A 19,895-nucleotide genomic window follows, 5' to 3' on the forward strand; every position below is an offset into this window, starting at 1 on the left:
TAATGGAATGAGCGCCATGCAACCAAGCCTATTTTTGCGCCAGTGGCAACGCTGGTGGCCGTATCTCAGCATTACCTTTGTCGCCCTGCTTTTAATGTGGCGGGTGGTGCTGGGCAACATTTTCTTGCCGCTGGATATCGTGGCCCACCTGCATCCTTGGCGCTTTTCCTACGAACGGGTGGCAGTCAATAATCCAATCAATAGCGATCTGGTTACCCAAATTTACCCGCGCCGCTTGGTGACTAACCACATTCTTGAGCAAGGCGCGTTGCCACTGTGGAATCCGACGATTTTAACCGGCACGCCGTTATTGGCCGATGGTCAGTTAGCCTTCTTTTACCCTTTGAGTTGGCTGTTTGTGTTGCTACCAGTTGGCTATGCCTTTGGCATTTACACGCTGTTGAATGTGTGGTTGGCAGGGATTGGCACGTTTAAATTTGCCCAGCGCATGCAGCTTGAGCCGATGCCAGCAACGCTCGCTGCCGTGGGCTATATGCTCAGCGGCTTTTTGCTCAATTGGCTGCATTTCCCCGAATTTAGTGCTGCTTGTGCCATGCTGCCGTGGTGTTTTTGGGCGGTGCTACGTGCCAGCCAAAGCCAACGTTGGCGCGATTGGCTGCTTGCCAGTTTGGTGCTGGCCTTGCCGTTGGTCAGCCAAATTCAACTAGCCTTCTATGTGTATGTTGGAGTTGGCTGTTTGCTGCTGGCTCAACTGTTGGCATTGCCAACTTGGCGCTTACGCTTCCAACAAATTGGCCAATTTAGCAGTGCAATTGGCTTGGCGCTCGGATTGAGCGCGGTGCAGTTGTTGCCACAAATTGCGCTTTCGGCTCAAGGCCAACGGCTTGATATTGGCTCAGGGCTTGGTTCGGCTAGCTCAATTATGGTTTGGCTGCTGCGTTTGGCATTGCCGATTGTTGATGGAGCCGCCCGCGAAACTGCCAGCGCATGGCAACCACATTTGTTGCAAGGCATTCAACCTTATGCTGGCATCGTAAGTTTGGCCTTGGCAGGCTTGGCGATTTGGCGCAGCCAACAGCCTGGTGTGAAGCTGTTTGCCTGCTTGGCGCTTGGCTCGTTTGCGGTGGCGATTGGTACACCATTGCTCCAACTGTTGCTTTGGTTGGTTCCACCCTATCGCCAATTCGCCGATCATCAGCGTTGGTTTAGTTTGTGGGGTTTTGCGATAGCGCTGTTGGCGGGCTTTGGCTTACAAAGTTTGCAGCAACCGAGCAACAAGCCAAATCGGGCGCTCTGGGTGCAACGCGGCCTCTTGCTACTAGGTTTACCTGGGGTAACTGGTTGGGCTTTGCAACATATCGCCTTATTCACCGCCAATTCGCGCTATGCTCAATATAGCACCATGCTGCGTTTGGCACTCAACCCAATCAGCCTTGCTATTCTGGGCCTGAGTGGTTTAGCATTGGTGGGGTTGTTGATCAAACGCATCCCACGGCGTTGGAGCAATCTTGCTATTTTGTTGATTCTGCTGGGCGATTTGCTTTGGTATGGCGGCAGCTACAACACTAGCGTTGATCCAGCGATCTTCCAGCCAACCGCTGATCAGCAAGCCAGTTTGGCTGCCGAGCCAGCCTTGCAAGATCCGGCAATTCTATACCCGCCAACCCGCCAGATCAATTTTCTGCTGAGCCAACCCGGGGTGTTTCGCGTGTTTGGAGCCGATTATCAAGCCATGCCGACGAATGTATTTAGCGCCTTTGGACTTGAGGATATTCGCGGCTATCAATCGCTCTATTTAGCCCAATACAATCGGCTGACTCGCCTGATGGATGGCAAGGATTATCATAAACTTGGCGAGGGTGGCAATAGCCTGCATGCGTATTTCACCATGGCCTACAACCAGCGGCGTTTGCTGAATATGCTGAATGTGGAATATCTGATTTTCACGCCTAACAGCCCCAACCCTGAGCTGTATCAACCATTAGAATTAGTGCAACGCAACGATGAAGGCACGATTTATCGTAATCCTGAGGTTTTGCCACGCGCCTGGATGGTCTATCAAACCGAGGTAATTAGCGACGAATTAGCCCAGCTTGATCGGCTGGCAGCTAGCGATTTTGACCCAGCCAAGCAAGCAATTGTGGCCCAGCCAATTCCTGCACTTGGTCAAGCACCGAGCCAAACGCTGACTCCTACCGTGAGCTACAGTCCAAATCGGGCGCTGGTGCAGGTCGAAACCTCAGCGGCAGGCTTGTTGGTTTTAGCCGATGCCTATACCAACGATTGGCAAGTAAGCGTTGACGGCCAAACAACCCAACTCTATCGCACCAATTATGCTTTGCGCGGCGTATGGGTTGATGCAGGCCAACACACAGTCGAGTTCAGCTATCGACCCAAGAGCTTGGTTATTGGTGGTTGGGTCAGTGGCCTAAGTTTAGCTCTGATTTTGCTTGGCCTAGCTTTGAGTTCGTATAAAACGAGAAAGGCGGCATGATGACAATGTGGAATGAACGCACCGTGCAAGATGTGTTACAACGACCAGAACGCTTGCTTAGCCATACTGATTGGCGGCACATGATTCAGCAACAGGGTGGATTAACTGCGTTTTACCAACAATTGCAGCAATTGCCACTTGAAGCCAATCAACAAGCAGTGCTGAACGTTTTGACGACCTATCCAGGTGCGCCAGTTGAAACCTATTGCTCATTGCTGAATGTGCACAAAGCGACCTATCATCGCTATCAAAAAGCCTTAATTCAACAATTAACCAGCTTGCTCAATAACGAACAACCGCAAGCACACACGCCAACCCAAGCACCGTCGTTGCACCAACTTCGCCCGATTTTGGCCGATTTTGTGGGTCGTACAGCCGAACTCAAACAAGCTAACTATGCGATCGATATCGCCCACAATGCCGCACGGGGTGCGGTGATCAGCGGCATTCAAGGCATGGGTGGGGTTGGAAAAACCGAGTTAGCAATCTATTTGGCGCATCAGTTGATTCCGCATTTTCCCGATGCCCAAATTGTGCTCAATTTGTATGGCTCGCGCGAGCAACCGCTGACGATTGAGCAAGCACTGGGCACGGTGATTGCGCTGTTTAAGCCGAATGCCAAATTGCCTGAACAACGCGAAAAATTGCTTGAAATTTATCATGCAGTGTTGGCTGATAAGCGGGTGCTGATTTTGGCTGACGATGCGCGAGATTTGGCCCATGTCCAAGATTTAACCCCGCCAGTTGGTAGTTGTTTGTTGGTCACCAGCCGCTTGCGGTTTGCGATGCCGCTGATGGCTCAACTGCATCTGACCGAGTTTCAGGAGCCTGAGGCCATCGCTTTGCTTCAGCAAATTTGCCCACGACTTGAGGCTGAAACTGCCCAGAAATTGGCCGCTGCCTGTGGTTATCTACCCTTGGCTTTGCGTATCAGTGCCAGTATTTTGGCCCAAAACCCTGAACTTGGCGTTGATGAATATCTGAGCCAACTGCACGATCAACAGCAACAACTCGCTGCCTTGGAACACCCCGATGATCCGCAGGCCAGCGTGGCGGCATCGTTGGCCCTGAGTTACGCCCGTTTGCCCAGCGAATTGCAAGCCTTGGCGCGTCAACTCAGCCTGATTGTGGCCGAATTTAGCAGCGCCATGGGTTTAGCAACAGCAGGGCTTGATTTCAACATGGCCAACGAAAACTTGCTGTATAAATTGGCCTTGCACAACTTGATTCAATTCGAGCATCGCCAAGAGCGCTGGCGTATGCACGACCTGGTGCGCAGCGTGCTACGGCGCTATCTGGACGAAGCAGAACAAGCTCAAATCCAGTTAAATTATGCCCAAGCCAGTGTTGAAACTCTCAAAATTATTTATCAGGATTTTCGAGCAGGCGGCGCTACTCAAACTCAAAGCATTGATAATTTTGACCGCGAATATGCCCATATTGTAGCAATTTGGCAATGGGCACTGCAGCAACCAATTTCAGCAGTAACAGATCAGATCTTGGTTGAATTAGGATCTTTAAGTGCTGGGGTTAGTCGGATTCGGATAGGACGACGTTATAGCACTTTAGCCGAACGCGAATTCGTATTTGATGCGGCGTTACGGATTCAAGAACTCGATAAAGCCGCACTTTTTGCAGGAGCCATTGCGAATCAATATCGCGAAGATGGTGATTACTCAATGTCGATAGTGTGGCACGAGCGAACATATGCCATTGATTTAGAACTTAACGATCTCTACTTACAATCATTGTGCTTGGGTGATATGGCCACATGTTACAGTGAAATGGGAGGGCAAGCATACCTGCAAAAAGCGCTAGAGTTAGAACGGGAAGCTTTAAGGTTGTTTCGATTAAGCGGTCATGGTGGGGCTATTGAGAGTATGCGAGTTAATAATCTTGCTACAAACCTGATCTTACTTGGGTATCATGAGGAGTCGGTTAGCTATCTCATTGAGGCAATCGCTTTAGCTCAAAAATTTGAGAACCAAGCTGATGAGTGTCGTGCACTCTATAATCTTGGTGAAACTTATCTTAAATTGAATCAACTTGACCAAGCAGAAATAGCCTTTGAGCAAGCACTGACGATTGTTGAGCGCATGAATTTTGATGAAGGGCGTGCTTACATGTTGCAAGGTCAAGCAAATGTAGCGATGTTGCAAAAAAACTATCACCAATCAATCGAAAAGCTGAATCAAGCATATGCCATTATGCAGCATTTTAATCGAGGTATCGCATTAAACGTTCAGTGGAAAATCGCCCTACTATATTGGAAGCTTGGTGATGTACCAACAGCCGAAGCTCTAATGCAAGCAGTTGTTGAACAAGAACGCCCATTAGGGCTTGATCGGGTGCATGCCCATGAACAACAATTGAGCAATTTGCGCACTCGACAGCCCTTTGATGATGACCTGTTGCAAACACTGTTAAATGAATAGGCTTATGCCGAAAATCACATAAGTTCTATGCAATTCTAGCAATAGGCTGTTGGGGAATCGGCTGAGATTTGGTACAATAGCGAGGCAACGATTTTGGCACTGCTGCCACCCCCACTCCCATGCTTGGGCTTGGTTGGCAGCCTATGGCTTACACAAAGGAGTGATCAATGGCCACCGCATCGCCAACGCTCAGCCGCTTGGAATATCCACAAGAAGATCACGATACATGGGCAGCGCTCTGGCAGCGTCAAATGCCCCTCGCTCAACAACATGCCTGCAAGCTCTTTCTCGAAGGCATCGACATTTTGAATCTCGATCGCACGCACTTGCCCGACCCATTAGCAGTTAGCGATTACCTAAACACGCTAACTGGCTGGGCTTTGGGTGATGCCCAAAATGCCTATCTTGGGCCAACCGAGTGGTTTGAGCATATCGCCGAGCGCCGTTTTCCGGTCACCAACTATATTCGTCGCCCGCATGAACTGGAATTTACGCCGCTGCCCGATTTGTTTCACGAGTATTTTGGCCACTTGCCAGCCTTTACCAACCGCGAATTTGCCGATATTGCCCAATTGTTTGGGCCGCTGTATCTCTCGGCCAAAGATGAACGCCAGCAATTAGGTATTGCACGGATTTGGTGGTTTAGTACTGAGTTTGGTTTGTTGCGTGAAAATGGCGAGTTGAAGGTTTTGGGGGCTGGTTTGCTCTCATCACCAGGCGAGTTATTGCACGCGCTCAATCCAGAAACCCCGCGCTATGAGTTCGATATTGAACGGGTTGCCGACACTGCTTCAGCACCCTATGGCTATCACGAGCACTATTTTATCCTTAATAGCCTCGATCACTTGCGCTCAATCGTCTATGAATATGCTGAATTAGAAGGCTTGCCCAAGCCTCAATTGCCGTTATAACACCGCAACATGCCCATCCCTTTCAAGGGTAGGTTATTCACAATCATCCGTGATCACCACCCTTCCGTCCCGCCTCGAGGCGGGAGACGCAGGGGGATTAAAGCCCCCTGCACCCCCTCAAGGGCAATTAGAGTTAGTTATCCATCCACTGATGAACCAGCGTCGCAGTGGTTCGCAACGTCGTCCTACCCTTAAAAGCTCACCTTGCTCACGTAGTTTGGGCGCGGGGTTGCGTTAAATTATTCCCACAGCAAACGAATACATTCAGTATTGCCAACCAAGCGACTGCCACCATCAAGATGCCAACGCCGCATCACTGCTTGATCAAGCGTGGTGATGGTTTGGGTTTGCAGCCAAAGCATGGTGCGAATAATCTGGCCATGAGCAAAAACACAGCTAATGCCATCCAAGGCTTGGAGTTGTTGCATGGCGGCTTGCACCCGTTCGATTAGCATGCGAAAGCTCTCGGCATCGGGGCCATGCCGATAATCAGGGTCGCAACGTTGCCAATAATCATCAACTAGTGGCCGCCGATCATCTTGGTTGGTATCGCGACAGAGGCTGGGCGAAAGATAGGTAAATTCGTGGATCGACCAAACCTCAGCTTGGAGCTCAGGATAGTGTTTTAGCAATGGCTCAGCGGTTTGTTGGGTGCGCAGATATGGCGAAACGATCACCCGATTAGGCTTGGGCAAGCGTTCGATCAAGCCATGCGCTTGTTGCCAACCCAATGCCGTTAAGGGAACGCTGGCCGGGTCGGGCGTGCGCTCGCCAGCATTGGCAACGCTCTCGCCATGGCGAATCAGCCAGCATTCATGGCTCATTTGGCGCTCCAGCGGGCATAAATCGAGGTCGATAGTAAACGACCTGCTGATTGTTCGCGCAAGGTTTGTTCGCCAGCCTCAAGCTCGCCCGGCAAACCCGCCAAGCTATCGCCCAGCGTGTTGGCCAACATCAAAGCCGAGGAGCGGGTATCGTAGGTCGTTACCAAGAAAAACAATGGTTTAGGCGCCAGAATCGTGCGACATTCTTGCAAAAGCACCGGAAACGATTCGGCAAATTGCCAAACTTGGCCTTGGCTGCCCCGACCAAAAGCAGGTGGGTCCATGATAATACCTTCGTAGTGAGCGCCGCGCCGCGCTTCACGCCGCACAAATTTCAAAGCATCATCAATAATCCAGCGAATTGAATCGGGCGCAAGGTGTGAAGCTGTTTGATTTTCCTTGGCCCAATCGACCGAAGCCTTAGAAGCATCCAAGTGGGTTACTTTGGCTCCGGCTTGAGCAGCGACCAACGAGGCCACGCCAGTATAGGCAAACAGATTGAGCACTCGTGGTTGCTCGGTTGCTCGTTTAATTTGTTCGGCAACCCAATCCCATTGTGCGCCGTGTTCAGGGAAAACCCCAACATGGCGAAATGGGGTAAGTTGGGCTTTGAAGCGTAAGCCTTGGTAGCTCATCATCCATGTTTCAGGGTGTGGCTTGAGTTTACGCCAATTTTCGCCCTTGCCTTGATATTCATAAATTGCATGAGCCGCTTCCCAGGCCTTGGCATCGAGTTTGGGTTGCCATAAGGCTTCGCTTTCGGGGCGAATCACGGTAACTGGGCCAAAACGCTCAAGTTTGCGGCCATTGCCACTATCGAGCAAGGCGTAATCGTGCCAATTATCCGATGTTAGTAGTGAAAGTGTTTTCATAACTTTAGGGGTCGGGGGTCGGGGGTTAGGGGCCAGTGACCCCTATTATCCCATTGACCTTACCAAACCTGATACCTTAACTTGTGTTTATAGGTTAAAAATTGATCCACGAAGGACACGAAGGACATGAGGGTTTAGTTTTTAGCCACGAATTACACGAATTGCACGAATAATCCGCTAATTTTCACATCCTTCATCCCTCATCCTTCATCCTTCATCCTTCTACCGGCTCCCAGCCATTGCGCAAATAGATTGTGCGAATATCTTTGGAGAGCAAATAGCCCAAGGCCAGCACAATCAGCAGTAATGGCGAAAGCACCTCGACGCTGATGATCGAATTGCTCAGCAGCAGGGCATTGCTGAACACATAAAAGGTGCTGAGAATAAACATAATCACGGTGGCAAACCAAGCCCAACGCCACAAACGCCATAAGCCAAAAGCCAAGGCAATCAGGTAAATCGTGACTACACTGGCCACGTCGCTGGGCATGACATCAGTTCCGCCAGTTGCCAAGGCGGAAATCACCACCAACGCGGCGGCTCCATAAAATGCTAGCACCATCAGCACAATGCCCTTGGGGCGCTTGGCGCGGCGCAATTTAATCTCTTGTGAATCTGAATCGCTGGTTGACATACTATTGGCCTTCATCAACCTGCCCCAAAATAATTCGGTCGATCACCGATTCTACTGGGGCAAGGTCGTCGGTAAAGACCCGATTTTCGCCTACACCATCCCAACGGCGAATTGGCTTTTTGCTGCTATTGCTGGCCAGTGCTTGCTCCATCACATAGCGCAGAGTCGGGTCTTGAATGGTTGCGAGATTGGCTTCAAAGTTGGCAACGCCATCGCCAACATCGCCAGGAATACCAATCAACATTGTATTGAAATTATTCGGCACATCGATCATATAAACATGGGCAAACACGCTGCTCATGGTGCTGGCCAACACATTGACCAAGCGATAATCACCACCAGCAGATGTATTGGGCTTGCCTGCATTAACCACAGCAACCCCGTTGGGAGCTAAATGGTCGCGCACCGTTTCAAAAAACTCACGGGTGGTGAGGTGAAACGGAATATAGGGCTGTTTGTAGGCATCCATGCCGATAATATCATATTTATTGTCGTTGCCAGCAAAGAAAATTCGGCCATCAGCAACATGGGTATTAAAATTAGGAAACTGGGGAGTTTCGCCGCGTGCTTGATAATATTGCACGTCGTGCATCGCGAAGTATTCACGGCCTAATTCAACAATTCGTGGATCGATTTCAATTCCATCGATCACTGAATCTTTGCCGTAGATTGCTAGAAATTGTTTAGGCACTGAGCCAGCTGCCGAGCCAACCATGGCCATGCTGTTGACGCTTTCCATGCTGCGGTTTGGGTAGAAGTAAGGCGCAATATTGTAAAAATCCCATGGCCCGTTGGTCAGCAAATCGCTGGCATTATTGGTTTGCTCAAATTTTGGGTAGTAAATTGAGTGGATGGCTTGGCCCTCGTTGAGCACCAAGCCGATCATTTTGTTGGCATCGCTGCCCCGTTCGACAATCTGAATATAGTTGTAGGCCGAATCATCTTCGGTAATCAGGCTACAGCCACGGCAATCGGCAACCTTAATTGGCTCGCTTTGCGGCCAAAATGCCAATGCCACCACGACGATCAAGGCCACCAAAGCGACTGGCAGCAACTTACGTCGCTCCAACCAGAAGCCAGGCAAAATCAGCACCAACAAGCCCATGGCAAAAATATAAATTGTCATATTTGTGCCAACCGTAGGAATGAGGAAGAGCACCGGCAAGAAGGTACCGAGAATCGAGCCAAGCGTCGAAATGGCTGAGAGGTTGCCCGCCGCCTTGCCTGCATCGGCAGCATCGCGAATGGCGAGACGCACTGCGAAGGGGCTAACCATGCCCAACAAGGTGATTGGCACTGAGAACAAGGCCAAAACCCCCAGCAACGAGCCAATAAACGAACCTGCTGAACGAGTGGCAAAAGCCTCAAGCGACCACTTCAAAATTGGCCGTGAGATCCAAGGAATCACCGCAGCAGTAATTGCCCCGACCAAAATAATTGTACAAAGCAAGCCCAATTCAGGCCGACGGTCGGCCCAACGCCCGCCGAGGGTATAGCCAATCGTCAAATAGAGCAAAGTTAAACCAATGACATTGGCCCAAATCAACTGTGATGTACCGAAGTAAGGAGCCAAAAGCCGCGAAGCAGTCATTTCGATGCCGAGCGTACAGATCCCCGCACCAAAGACCAACAACATAAGGTAACGACGTGCCAATGCTTGAATCCTTTCAACAAAAAGCCGTGGAAGCCACCCACTGGGCGTTGCATCCACGGCACGGCATGACTAAAAAATCAATTAGCGCTTTAGCTAACCGATTGAAAAACCGTTTGCAAAACTTGCAGAATCAGCAGCGCAATTAACGGCGAGAGATCAAACATGCCGATCGATGGAATAACTCGCCGGATTGGTAGCAAGATTGGGTCGGTGATTTCGCGCAGAATCAAGGCAAAGCGTGATTGACCCGTTGGATCAAACCACGACATGATGATTCGCACAAAAATCGCGATTTCGAGAATTGGGATTAACAGGAGAAAAAACTGGCTAATGAAATTGCCCATGAGCGCCCCCAACAGGTGGTTTGCCGCATTTCTGCGTGCAGTATACCATAAGCGTTTGGCTTATGGTCAGCTAAGCGCCGAGTAAATTGCCCGATGTCACATTAGTTCATACAAACTCTCTAGCTAGCGTGATAGTTGCGTGATAGTCACTGGCTATCCTGCCGTTGCGATGAGTTTTCACCTATTGATTAGGAGGAATGTATGCGACGGATGGTGCAGTTTTTGGCAATCGTGATGCTGGTGATCGGTGGCGCTTGGCCGCAATTTCAGGCCAATGCAGCTCAATCAGAGCCAAGCTTGCAGGCTCCCACGGCACTCAATGCGGTGGCCGACGACCAATTTTGGAATAACGATAATTTGGTGGCCGATGCCAATAATAAGATTAATGCGCTTACGACATTGAATAACGATCTGTTTGTTGGTGGGTTGTTTAGCCGAGTTGGCGGCATCAATGCCTCACGAGTAGCCCGCTGGAATGGCGAGCGTTGGTTTGCGCTGGGCAGTGGTATCAGCGGCACAAATGCCAAAATCGAGGCGATCGATGCTTCGACCAGCGGCAATGTCTATGCCGTGGGCGAGTTCGCTAGTGCTGGCGGGATTACCGCTGATAGTATCGCCCGCTGGAATATTGCTACTCAACAATGGTCGGCGTTGGCTACCAATGTTAATGGCTCAGTCGATGCCGTGGTGGTTGTGCCCGATGCGAATGGCGATATTGTGTATGTTGGTGGAACCTTCACGAGTATTGATGGTGTGAGTGTTAATCGAATTGCCCGCTGGACGAATGGCACATGGAGCGGCTTGGCTGATGGTGTAGCAGGCACAAATGCCCAAGTTTTTGCTGTAGCCTTCAATCCGAGCAACACGGCCCAAATTGTGGCAGGCGGGGTATTTACTAGCGCCAATGGTTTGGTTGCCAACAACATCGCCTTATGGGATGGCAACGCATGGCAAAGCCTTGGTACTGGCGCGAACAACGGCGTAAATGGTCGGGTGCGCTTTGTCGATTTTCGCAACAGCAATTTTGTGGTGGTTGGTGGTAGTTTCACCAGTGCAGGCGTTGTTTCGCCAGTGGGCGGCTCGGCAGCTTGGCGCGGCGGCAATACGTGGGAAGCCTTCACTGGCCGTGGCTTTAATCCAACTGGATCGCCAAATTTACCATCTGAAATTCGCGCGATTGCCGAATTACCTGGGCGAATCTTTGTTGGGGGCAATTATTTTGGTCTGGTGAATTCCAGCGGGCTGGTAACGTCGGGGAGCTTAATGGGGCTATGGAACGGCACGACATGGCAGTTTGTACCAAATTCACCACTCAAAATTACCCAAATCGAGCGCATCGGCACAACTGAACAATTTTTCGTCACTGGCGAAATTAACAACATCTTCGAGCCGATTGGTTTTGTGAGCTTGTTTATTCCCACACCAACTGGCAGCAACCAACCACACCAATTTTTGCCTTTGGGCGGCACAATCAGCGGGCCTGATAATGCAGTATTTGCGGTGCATGCGAGTACTTCAGGTGTATTTGTCGGCGGCGAATTCAACCGCGCCAGCGATCAAGCGATCAACAATATTGCGCTGTTCAACCCAACGACCCGCACATGGTCGCCATTATTTGGCAAAACTGAAAATGGCACCAATGATACCGTGCGGGCAATCGCGCCATTTGGCAGTGATCAATTGATCGTTGCTGGCGATTTTAGCGAGGCAGGCGGAATCAACACCGCAGGCGTGGCCAAGTGGGATATTGGCGATCAGCAGTGGATTGAAATTTCCAATAGTATCAATGGCTCAGTGCGGGCAATTGCCATCAACGGCAGTGAAATTGTGATCGGCGGCGATTTTACTCAAATCAATGGTATAACCGTCAATCATATTGCTCGCAGTACCAACGGCGGAAATTCATGGTCGGCGCTTGGCTCAGGCATTGGTGGGCCAGTTCATGCCTTGGTGTTCCGCAGCGGAACCTTATTTGCAGGTGGCGATTTTAGCACTGCTAGCGGCGTGAGTGCCAACAATATTGCCCGTTGGAATGGCACAGCCTGGCAAGCTTTGCGCGGTGGTACTGACGATATTGTATTTTCGTTAGCTGCATTTGGTACGCAGATTGCGGTTGGTGGCTCGTTCAATGCAGCTGATGGCGTGGCTGGAACCAGTGCGATCGCCCTCGTTCACCCGACAACTGGAGTTTGGTCGCCGTTGGCCCAAGGCTTTGGTGGGCAAGGCACGGCCCAAGTTTTGGCAGTTCGTGGCAATGATCTCTATGCTGCTGGTTCGTTTACTCATATCACTCAAAATGCCAGCCCAACCTTGGTTAATAATATTGCTCGCTGGGATGGTACGCGCTGGCAACCGCTTGGCAGTGGGATTCGCGGCGGTGGAGTTGCGCTCTCGCCCAGCCGTGGCTTTGCCCTGAGCGTGCGTGGCGATAACTTATTTGTTGGCGGGATTTTCGATACCGCTGGTGATCAATCGTCGAAGCGCTTTGCCCAATGGACGCAGCCAGAAGTTGATTTGGCGGTCGGCCTGCGCGATTCGGCTGATCCGGTGCAGGTCAACACCCCATTCCAATACAATGTGAGCTTAATCAACCAAGGCATCATTACCGCAACGAGCGTGATTTATGAGCAAACCTTTGATAGCTCGGTCAGTTTTGGCAACATTAGCGCTAGCCAAGGCACATGTAGCTTCAGCAATGCCACGACCTTGCGTTGTACACTTGGCACGCTCACGCCCAATGCCCGTGCTACTGTGGTAATCAATGTTACGCCAACCCAAGTTAGAACGATCACGAGCCGTGGCACGCTTAGTTCGCCTGCTGATGAGCCAATTACCGCCAATAATCAACAACAAATTAGCACCCAAATTATTGCTCCAGGCAACCCAGTGCCCACTATCAGCAGCATTACGCCCAATAGTTTTGTGCAACAAGCAATTGGCTTGCCAGTGCAAATCAGCGTCAGCGGCACAGGTTTTGGCGCTAACTCCAAGGTGTTTGTTGATGGAATTGAACGTCCAACCACCTTCTTAAATAATGTTCAAATTAATTTCTCAATGCCAGTCAATACAGCGCTGGGCAATCATAGTGTGATTGTGCGCAATCCTGCGCCTGGCGGCGGCGATTCGAATAGTGTTAATTTGGCAGTTTTGCGCAATAGCGTCGGATTTAGCAGCATCACTCCCGATACAGGCGGCGTAGATGTGGGCTTGCAAACAACCTTCACGATTAGCTGGACTCACACCACCGATCCATGGCGGATTATCGATAGCCTTGATTTACGCTTGGTCAATGCCGATGGAATTGGGTTGTGGGCACGCTTTACCGAGGGTGTTTCGGGCACATTTAGTTTGCTCAACAGCGAGGGTGATATCATCGGCACAGCGATTGCCGAAAGTGAAACCATCCTCAGCAGCGATACTGCCGAGCTTGATGTTGAAGCCAGTAGCTTTACAGGCAGCGGCCCAACTGGCTTTAGCATGAATGTGACTTTCAACGTAACCTTCAACGAGGCAGCGCGTGGTCGCTACAATATCGAACTCTACGCCAGCGATGATCATGGCGAGTTGCAAGGGCCAGATGTATTGGGCACCTTCGATGTTGGCATTCACCAAATCTTCCTGCCGATGACAATTAAATAAATACTCAATATGAATAGCTAGCCCGCTCAACTCTTTGTGAGTGGGCTAGCTATTTTAGGTTACCAAAGTTTATGATACCCTGCCTCAATAGCGTTGCGTTGAATAATCCACTCTGAAAGTTTAACCCCATCTTCATTGAAACTTGAACATGGTTCTATAATTTTATATGGATCTTTTTCTGAAAATGTAGGCCATACCACTAAATAGAGCAGTTGATTATAGATATAGACCATATCGCCTTCAGGATATAACTGCCACCAATTAATCAAACATTCGCGATCAACAGGGTCATACATATCAGTTATAAGCGCTGCTGGTTCTTCCATATAGTAAACCCGCTCTAATGCATCGCGCCATTGCCGAATATAATCTTGCTCTGTCCAATATGATAACGACGCATAAAAAACTCTTGAAACTCTCCTTTTGCCGAGTTGATGGTGATACTTCCTAACATAGCATTCTTATGAGTTGGCTGAATCAACTCAATTCTAAATAGATCTCGCATAGCATACAACCTCTTAATCTAAATCATAAGGAGTATAGCAATCAAATCCATTGCATCTAGTTAAATCACGCTTGCTATACTCAATACATCTTGCTAACTAAGGAGCTAAGCATGCCAAAGCGTCCGCCACTCCCCGAAGCCGTCCGCGATCTTGCGCTCGATCAATTTAGGTCAAGCAATGCTGATCGCACGACCCGTGGCCGCCAAATTATCACCGCAGCCACCGATTTGGAATATCGTTGGGGCTTCGATCCTGAGAGCACAGCTGAAAATCCACTCTACCTGGTCAAAGTCCGAATTCATGCGTGGGATATTATTCAGCCAGAAATTTATAAGGTTAGCCTTGTTGATCAAGCTTTTGAAATCAGCGAAATTAAACTAGGCGATCGCAAAGTCGCTTGGAGCCATTGGCGGGTTGTGCCAGGCAGGCTGAGTTAAATGCAAACTATCGCTTGCAATATTCTAATTTTATTGATATTATTTCATATAATCTAGAATAGTAGAATATTGTAAGAGGTTAGGATACATGGCTAACTGGTTTTGGGTGTTCATGTTAGTGATCGTGTTGGTTGGATGTGGCGGTGCGAGCGTTCAACCAACGGCTGTGCCAAGTGCAGTGGCGGCGACAGCAACCACCGCAACAATTAGCAATCCTCAAACTTCCGATCAAATGCTCGATTTTATACGCCAACATGCCGCCAATACGTCGATGGTCAGCTATAGCACCAACAGCGATGGCAGCATCAACCAAGCTGATCCAGTGATTCAATTCAATGCTGAAATGCCATTGCCGCTCGCCTCGACCATGAAAATCGTGGTCTTGGCAAGCTATGCCCAAGCAGTCGAGGCGGGCACGCTTGATCCTGAAGAGCCGATTGCTATGGCCGATTGGGAGCTGTGGTATTGGCCAAATACTGATGGCGGCGCACATCCGGCGGCATTAAAACGGCTTGAAATTCCCGCCGATCAACGCGGCTTTGCCAATGACCCGCAAAAAACCGTGCCGCTCAAAACCCTTGTTCAAGCCATGATTTTCGAGAGCGATAACGCCGCTACCGATTATTTGATCGATCGCTTGGGAATGGCAGTGCTTGATCAAACGATCAAAACACTAGGAATGCAGCAGCAAACCAAAATTCTACCAATTATGGGGCTTTTTCTGTTGGTAATGAACCCCGATGCACCAATCGATTCAAGCACCCTGCCAAGCTTATTGAAGTTGGATCAAGCGAGCATCGAGCAACAAGCCTTGGCGCTAGCTGAGCGCTACAAAACAGAGCCAGCATGGCGCGAAACTGTGCGTAATCAAGGCCAAATAACCCTAACTTTGGCTGAACAAGGCCAAGTTTTTAGCCATATTATGCCCAGAGGCAGCGCCAGCGATTATGCTAAGGTAATGGCGTTGGTTGGCAATAATCAACTGATCAGCCCTAAAGTTTCGCAAACTATGCGCGAATATCTAGAATGGCCCATGACCATTCCTGGCAATGAAGCAATGTTCAAACATTTTGGCACTAAGGGTGGTAGCCTGCCGGCAATGCTAACTGAAGCGATGTTTATCCAGCCTGCTCAGGGCGAATGGGCTGATCGAACGCGGGTGGTTGTGCTCTTTTTCAATCAATTGCCCGATGCCACATGGCTTGGCCTGCTGCAAACGTTTATGCAGCAGCAATTTGCCGTGCAAGTAGCGCTAGAGCCTGCATTTGCCCAATCGGTCGCAAGCCAGCTAAAATAGGGTGATTTCAGCCAGAGGAACCAATTTCATGGATGCAGCGCAAGCCTTGCTCGACCGAATTGCCACGTTGGAAGCCCGGGTCAGTGCCTTAGAAACCCAAGCTCCGGCAACACCGCCAACCATTGACGAGAACTTGGGCTTGGTGCGCCAATTACAACAACGCACAGGCAGCGATTATGAGCATGAGCTTGGTCATGGAGCGTTTCTGTTTGCTGGCTCAATTAATTCGGCGCTTGGCAATTATGTTTGGCAGGGCGAATATGGCTTAGGCGAATTGCTGCGCTACCCTGCCGAACAACTCATTGGTGTATTGAGTGCCTTGGCCAGCCCCGTGCGTTTACAAATTATCCAGACCCTGCTGGAAAATCCGGCCAGCAGCCAAAGCCTGTTGGAACGCTTGAATATGCAATCGGCGGGCCAGTTATATCATCATCTCAAGGAATTACGCAACGCTGGGATTATTACCCAACGTGGGCGCAGCGATTACACCCTTGAAATTACAGCATTAATTCCGGTGATGGTGATTTTAGCGGCAGCCAAAAATATCGTAGACTAAGAACATAGAGCATATTTGGATAGGGTGACATGCCGAAAACCTGCGATAATAGCCCCGATTATGCTGTTGTGGAGCAACCCAATGCAAATTCAACAAATTGAAAGCGCTGCTGAGATTGCCAGCACCTTTGCCGTGATGCATGAGCTACGGCCTGCCTTAGTTGAAGCAGAGTATGTCGCCCGAATTCAAAGGATGATCCAGCGCGATGGCTATCGGATGGTCGCCGTCGTGGTTGATGGCCAAGTCCAAGCAGTGGCAGGCTATCGTTTTATGGAAATGCTGTATGCTGGAATGTTGCTGTATGTTGATGATCTGATTACTTCAGCTAGCCAACGCTCCAGTGGTCATGGCAAAGCACTGTTGGATTGGCTCAAAGCCGAAGCCAAAGCCCAAGGCTGCAACGAGCTGCATCTTGATAGTGGCGTTCATCGTGAACAAGCCCATAAATTCTATTTTCGCGAAGGCTTGACGATCAGCGCCTACCATTTTCGAATTGCGCTTGATTAACCAAAAAGCCCAGTGCTAAGCCTAACAACTTGGCACTGGGCTTGAAATTTAGCCTAACAACGGAATAACCTCAAGTGGTGCATCGCTGCTATCATCTAAATAGCGCTGAATCATGGCTGGCCGATAAATTCCGCGATCAGTCACGATGCTGCTAATCAGCTCTGGCGGGGTTACATCAAAGGCTGGATAATAGCCGCGCACGCCTTCAGGAGCGATGCGCTGACCATTCATCATTAGCACTTCATCACCGTTGCGTTCTTCAATCGGAATCTCAGCACCAGTTGCGGTGTTGAGATCAGGGCCATCGTAGCCCAACACATAAAACGGCACACCATGACGTTTTGCCAGCACGGCGTTGGTATAGGTTCCAACTTTATTGGCAATCGAGCCATCGAGCGCAATGCGATCAGCAGCCGTTATATAAACCGTAATCATATCGCGACTAAAACAAAAGCCCGACATATTATCGTTAATGACGGTCACCTGTGAGCCAATTTCCAAGGCTTGCGAGGCAGTTAGCCGAATACCTTGGCCATAGGGTCGGGTTTCGGTGGGCATGACCGCAACTTGTTTGCCCTGTTTAACCACTGCCGTGTAGAGCATCCAATTAAAGGCCGCACCAGGATAGCAAACCGTCAAAACCGTATCGCCATCAGTCAACAACTCGGCTGCTCGCACGCCACAACGTTCGGCTGAACGGTCGCCACGCTGAATTTCGCCCGCAACATAGCCATAAACCACCTCGTTTGGAGCTTGATTTTGCTCAAGTGCCTGCAAGGCTAAGCGTTCGGCCTTAGCCAAAATGGTGTGTAAATCGTCGGCAGTTGGGCGAGTGCGGCGCAAGCGTTCCAAAGCTTGGGCTAAAACCACTTGCTGTTGTGCCAACGAATAGTCACTAGCTTGATCGAGGGCTAAGGCCAACCCATAGCCAGCAGCATAGGCCAAGGGTGGGCCACCCTGAATCACCATCGTCTCGATGGCTTGAGCCACGGCTTCAAGATCAGCACAATCAACCCACAAAGTTTGGGCCGGATACAAACGGCGATTTAATATAGCAACAATGCCTTTTTCGCGGTCGTAGCGCAAGGTATCGCCACGGCGGGTCAGCAAAGGTAAACGTCCAGTCATCAGCAACCTCATCTATGTTATGATGCTAAAATTGTAGCAGAGATTGCGCCGCAACTGGCTTGAGCGTGGTAGGATAGCGTACAAAGCAGCAAACTAAGGCAAAGGATCGCAATGCAATCACCAGCAAAACAATGGCTTCGTCGCAGCATCCGCGGGCTACTCGCCAGCTTGTGTTTGGCAGCGGTAATTTTTATTAGCACAGGTTATATTGTCTATCGCCAAGCCCAACGAGCTGAATTACGCCCAGTTGATGCCTTGTTAGTGCTGGGCGCAGCCCAATGGGATGGTGAGCCATCGCCAGTTTTGGAAGCGCGGCTAACCGAAGCAATTCGTTTGTATCGTTTGGGCTATGCCCGCCGAATCATCGTTTCAGGTGGCACTGGCCTCAACGACACTCGCTCAGAAGCTTCGGTCGCTTACGATTATTTGATCGAACACGCAATTGATCCAACCTTAATCATCAGTGTAGCCCAAGGCAGCGATACCCGTAGCACTTTATTGGCAGTCCACGATGAAATGCAGCGCCAGCAGATCGATAGTTTATTGATTGTGACCGACCCACCGCACCTCTTGCGAGCACTCAAAATGGCCCACGACTATGGCATTACCAGCTTTGGAGCGCCCGTCAAAGCCAATAGCCCAACTACGAATTGGGCTAGTATCAAAGCTACTAGCCGAGAAACCTTGGCCTACCTCGCCTATGTACTCTTAGATCAATAAGATCATGACTTTTGGGATACCATAAACTGAGCATCTGTGCGTCAAAGTCAGCGTATGTGCTTTCAGAGGAGGCCGCGCGATGATGACAGTACACTCTTTGCCCACCGCCATTCATGCTGTCTACCACAGCTTGATCGACCATCCCCGTTGGCACAACTTTGGCAAACGCACCTTTGGCTCTTGGCGCGATCTATTGCTGATCGAAGCCGTTGTGCGTTATCCACGTCAAACTCTTCATGGCTATGTCAATTATCTCCATTATTACACCCCATTGATTGTAGCGAGTGTGTTAGAGAAGGCTTTACGCAAAGGCTGGTTAGTGCTTGAACGTGGCAAATACGAACCTGGGCCACATTACTTGGCGTATCTGATTGAACGAGCCGATTTGATTCAAGAATTATTTGACGTTTGGCCGGAAGCTGCGGCCCATGCTGTAGCCGAATATGGCGAACGTTTATGCGAGGCGATTCCAACCCAAGCCTGCCTTGATCATTTGCTATATGCCTATGGACCAAGGCCTAGCGCTCATAAAGCTGTAATTTTTGAAGAACGGGCCCTGATGGTTTGCACCGCGTTGAGCAACTATCGCGCCGATGCCAAAGCCTTGGCATGGCAGGCCTGTGGTATCAGCCCGGCCCAAGGCATGATTTTGCGCTCGATTGTTAAACATCATAATCCGATCTCGCGCCCAGATCTATTAATCGCAGTTGATCCCTATTTGGGCATTTGCGCCGAAAGCACGATCGATGGGTTATTAGCCCAACAATGGATCACCCGCGATGATCGCGGTTTGCGGCTGAATGCTACAGGCTGGGGCTATTGGCATGCTGCCCGCAGCGCCCTGCGCCAACGAATTGCCCAGCTGTATAGTGTGCTTGATTATCACGAAACCCAAGCATTCATAATGGGAGCACAAACCCTCGTTAACACAACTAAATATGTCTTTTCCCAACATTTAGCCGCCGCTTGATCCACA

17 protein-coding genes are annotated in these 19,895 nt (G+C 50.0%); 10 read left to right on the top strand and 7 right to left on the bottom strand.

What is annotated here, in order from left to right:
- Nucleotides 1-16 precede the first annotated feature (16 nt).
- The 3 genes from LCH85_14635 to LCH85_14645 all read left to right on the top strand — a co-directional run bounded on the left by LCH85_14635 (nucleotide 17) and on the right by LCH85_14645 (nucleotide 5,801).
- The gene (locus tag LCH85_14635; protein MCA0353227.1) at nucleotides 17-2,455 is read left to right on the top strand and encodes a YfhO family protein; all 2,439 of its coding nucleotides are present in this window, start codon (nucleotides 17-19) and stop codon (nucleotides 2,453-2,455) included.
- Nucleotides 2,452-4,890, top strand: coding sequence for a tetratricopeptide repeat protein (locus tag LCH85_14640; GenBank protein MCA0353228.1), 2,439 nt, complete (start codon nucleotides 2,452-2,454; stop codon nucleotides 4,888-4,890). Before LCH85_14635 ends, LCH85_14640 begins: the two co-directional genes overlap by 4 nt.
- Before the next feature lie 167 nt (nucleotides 4,891-5,057).
- Nucleotides 5,058-5,801: an amino acid hydroxylase gene (locus LCH85_14645; protein ID MCA0353229.1), complete on the top strand. Its 744-nt coding sequence runs from the start codon at nucleotides 5,058-5,060 to the stop codon at nucleotides 5,799-5,801.
- Between the two features lie 239 nt (nucleotides 5,802-6,040).
- Here LCH85_14645 and LCH85_14650 read toward each other — a convergent pair whose 3' ends face one another.
- From LCH85_14650 to LCH85_14670, 5 genes are all read right to left on the bottom strand, one after another.
- Nucleotides 6,041-6,625 carry a histidine phosphatase family protein gene (locus LCH85_14650; GenBank protein ID MCA0353230.1) on the bottom strand — a complete coding sequence of 195 codons (585 nt, stop codon included), beginning with the start codon at nucleotides 6,623-6,625 and terminating at the stop codon, nucleotides 6,041-6,043.
- Complete coding sequence (locus tag LCH85_14655; GenBank protein ID MCA0353231.1) at nucleotides 6,622-7,497, bottom strand: class I SAM-dependent methyltransferase; 876 nt, start codon at nucleotides 7,495-7,497, stop codon at nucleotides 6,622-6,624. The genes LCH85_14650 and LCH85_14655 overlap by 4 nt, the downstream gene beginning before the upstream one ends.
- Nucleotides 7,498-7,711: 214 nt before the next feature.
- Nucleotides 7,712-8,131: a hypothetical protein gene (locus LCH85_14660; protein ID MCA0353232.1), complete on the bottom strand. Its 420-nt coding sequence runs from the start codon at nucleotides 8,129-8,131 to the stop codon at nucleotides 7,712-7,714.
- Nucleotide 8,132: 1 nt separating this feature from the next.
- On the bottom strand, nucleotides 8,133-9,785 hold the full coding sequence (locus LCH85_14665; protein MCA0353233.1) for a fused MFS/spermidine synthase: 1,653 nt from the start codon (nucleotides 9,783-9,785) through the stop codon (nucleotides 8,133-8,135).
- Nucleotides 9,786-9,874: 89 nt separating this feature from the next.
- Entirely contained in the window at nucleotides 9,875-10,129 is a 255-nt protein-coding gene (locus tag LCH85_14670; protein ID MCA0353234.1) for a YggT family protein, read from the bottom strand.
- Between the two features lie 201 nt (nucleotides 10,130-10,330).
- Between LCH85_14670 and LCH85_14675 the strand changes: the two genes are divergently transcribed.
- On the top strand, nucleotides 10,331-13,768 hold the full coding sequence (locus LCH85_14675) for a DUF11 domain-containing protein (GenBank protein ID MCA0353235.1): 3,438 nt from the start codon (nucleotides 10,331-10,333) through the stop codon (nucleotides 13,766-13,768).
- A gap of 59 nt (nucleotides 13,769-13,827) precedes the next feature.
- On the opposite strand, the gene LCH85_14680 is transcribed toward LCH85_14675, so the two are convergent.
- The gene (locus tag LCH85_14680; GenBank protein ID MCA0353236.1) at nucleotides 13,828-14,133 is read right to left on the bottom strand and encodes a hypothetical protein; all 306 of its coding nucleotides are present in this window, start codon (nucleotides 14,131-14,133) and stop codon (nucleotides 13,828-13,830) included.
- Between the two features lie 251 nt (nucleotides 14,134-14,384).
- On the opposite strand from LCH85_14680, the gene LCH85_14685 reads away from it, so the two are divergent.
- From LCH85_14685 to LCH85_14700, 4 genes are all read left to right on the top strand, one after another.
- Complete coding sequence (locus tag LCH85_14685) at nucleotides 14,385-14,711, top strand: hypothetical protein (GenBank protein MCA0353237.1); 327 nt, start codon at nucleotides 14,385-14,387, stop codon at nucleotides 14,709-14,711.
- Nucleotides 14,712-14,799: 88 nt separating this feature from the next.
- Nucleotides 14,800-16,008, top strand: coding sequence for a class A beta-lactamase-related serine hydrolase (locus LCH85_14690; protein ID MCA0353238.1), 1,209 nt, complete (start codon nucleotides 14,800-14,802; stop codon nucleotides 16,006-16,008).
- A 28-nt stretch (nucleotides 16,009-16,036) separates the two neighbouring features.
- The gene (locus tag LCH85_14695) at nucleotides 16,037-16,564 is read left to right on the top strand and encodes a winged helix-turn-helix domain-containing protein (GenBank protein ID MCA0353239.1); all 528 of its coding nucleotides are present in this window, start codon (nucleotides 16,037-16,039) and stop codon (nucleotides 16,562-16,564) included.
- A gap of 81 nt (nucleotides 16,565-16,645) precedes the next feature.
- Nucleotides 16,646-17,071, top strand: a complete 426-nt coding sequence (locus LCH85_14700) for a GNAT family N-acetyltransferase (GenBank protein MCA0353240.1) — start codon at nucleotides 16,646-16,648, stop codon at nucleotides 17,069-17,071.
- A gap of 48 nt (nucleotides 17,072-17,119) precedes the next feature.
- Here the strand turns inward: LCH85_14700 and LCH85_14705 are convergent, their stop codons facing one another.
- Nucleotides 17,120-18,199, bottom strand: coding sequence for a s-methyl-5-thioribose-1-phosphate isomerase (locus tag LCH85_14705; protein MCA0353241.1), 1,080 nt, complete (start codon nucleotides 18,197-18,199; stop codon nucleotides 17,120-17,122).
- Nucleotides 18,200-18,310: 111 nt separating this feature from the next.
- Between LCH85_14705 and LCH85_14710 the strand changes: the two genes are divergently transcribed.
- Entirely contained in the window at nucleotides 18,311-18,919 is a 609-nt protein-coding gene (locus LCH85_14710; GenBank protein ID MCA0353242.1) for a YdcF family protein, read from the top strand.
- Nucleotides 18,920-18,998: 79 nt separating this feature from the next.
- Entirely contained in the window at nucleotides 18,999-19,889 is an 891-nt protein-coding gene (locus tag LCH85_14715) for a hypothetical protein (protein ID MCA0353243.1), read from the top strand.
- Nucleotides 19,890-19,895: the final 6 nt, after the last annotated feature.

The sequence above is a fragment of the Chloroflexota bacterium genome (genome assembly GCA_020161265.1).
Lineage (GTDB): Bacteria > Chloroflexota > Chloroflexia > Chloroflexales > Herpetosiphonaceae > Herpetosiphon.

Bases quoted from the DNA above. Each gene is read 5' to 3' on its own strand.
- LCH85_14635 (MCA0353227.1), top strand. From the start codon at position 17: ATGCAACCAAGCCTATTTTTGCGCCAGTGGCAACGCTGGTGGCCGTAT.
- LCH85_14640 (MCA0353228.1), top strand. From the start codon at position 2,452: ATGATGACAATGTGGAATGAACGCACCGTGCAAGATGTGTTACAACGA.
- LCH85_14645 (MCA0353229.1), top strand. From the start codon at position 5,058: ATGGCCACCGCATCGCCAACGCTCAGCCGCTTGGAATATCCACAAGAA.
- LCH85_14650 (MCA0353230.1), bottom strand. From the start codon at position 6,625: ATGAGCCATGAATGCTGGCTGATTCGCCATGGCGAGAGCGTTGCCAAT.
- LCH85_14655 (MCA0353231.1), bottom strand. From the start codon at position 7,497: ATGAAAACACTTTCACTACTAACATCGGATAATTGGCACGATTACGCC.
- LCH85_14660 (MCA0353232.1), bottom strand. From the start codon at position 8,131: ATGTCAACCAGCGATTCAGATTCACAAGAGATTAAATTGCGCCGCGCC.
- LCH85_14670 (MCA0353234.1), bottom strand. From the start codon at position 10,129: ATGGGCAATTTCATTAGCCAGTTTTTTCTCCTGTTAATCCCAATTCTC.
- LCH85_14675 (MCA0353235.1), top strand. From the start codon at position 10,331: ATGCGACGGATGGTGCAGTTTTTGGCAATCGTGATGCTGGTGATCGGT.
- LCH85_14685 (MCA0353237.1), top strand. From the start codon at position 14,385: ATGCCAAAGCGTCCGCCACTCCCCGAAGCCGTCCGCGATCTTGCGCTC.
- LCH85_14690 (MCA0353238.1), top strand. From the start codon at position 14,800: ATGGCTAACTGGTTTTGGGTGTTCATGTTAGTGATCGTGTTGGTTGGA.
- LCH85_14695 (MCA0353239.1), top strand. From the start codon at position 16,037: ATGGATGCAGCGCAAGCCTTGCTCGACCGAATTGCCACGTTGGAAGCC.
- LCH85_14700 (MCA0353240.1), top strand. From the start codon at position 16,646: ATGCAAATTCAACAAATTGAAAGCGCTGCTGAGATTGCCAGCACCTTT.
- LCH85_14705 (MCA0353241.1), bottom strand. From the start codon at position 18,199: ATGACTGGACGTTTACCTTTGCTGACCCGCCGTGGCGATACCTTGCGC.
- LCH85_14710 (MCA0353242.1), top strand. From the start codon at position 18,311: ATGCAATCACCAGCAAAACAATGGCTTCGTCGCAGCATCCGCGGGCTA.
- LCH85_14715 (MCA0353243.1), top strand. From the start codon at position 18,999: ATGATGACAGTACACTCTTTGCCCACCGCCATTCATGCTGTCTACCAC.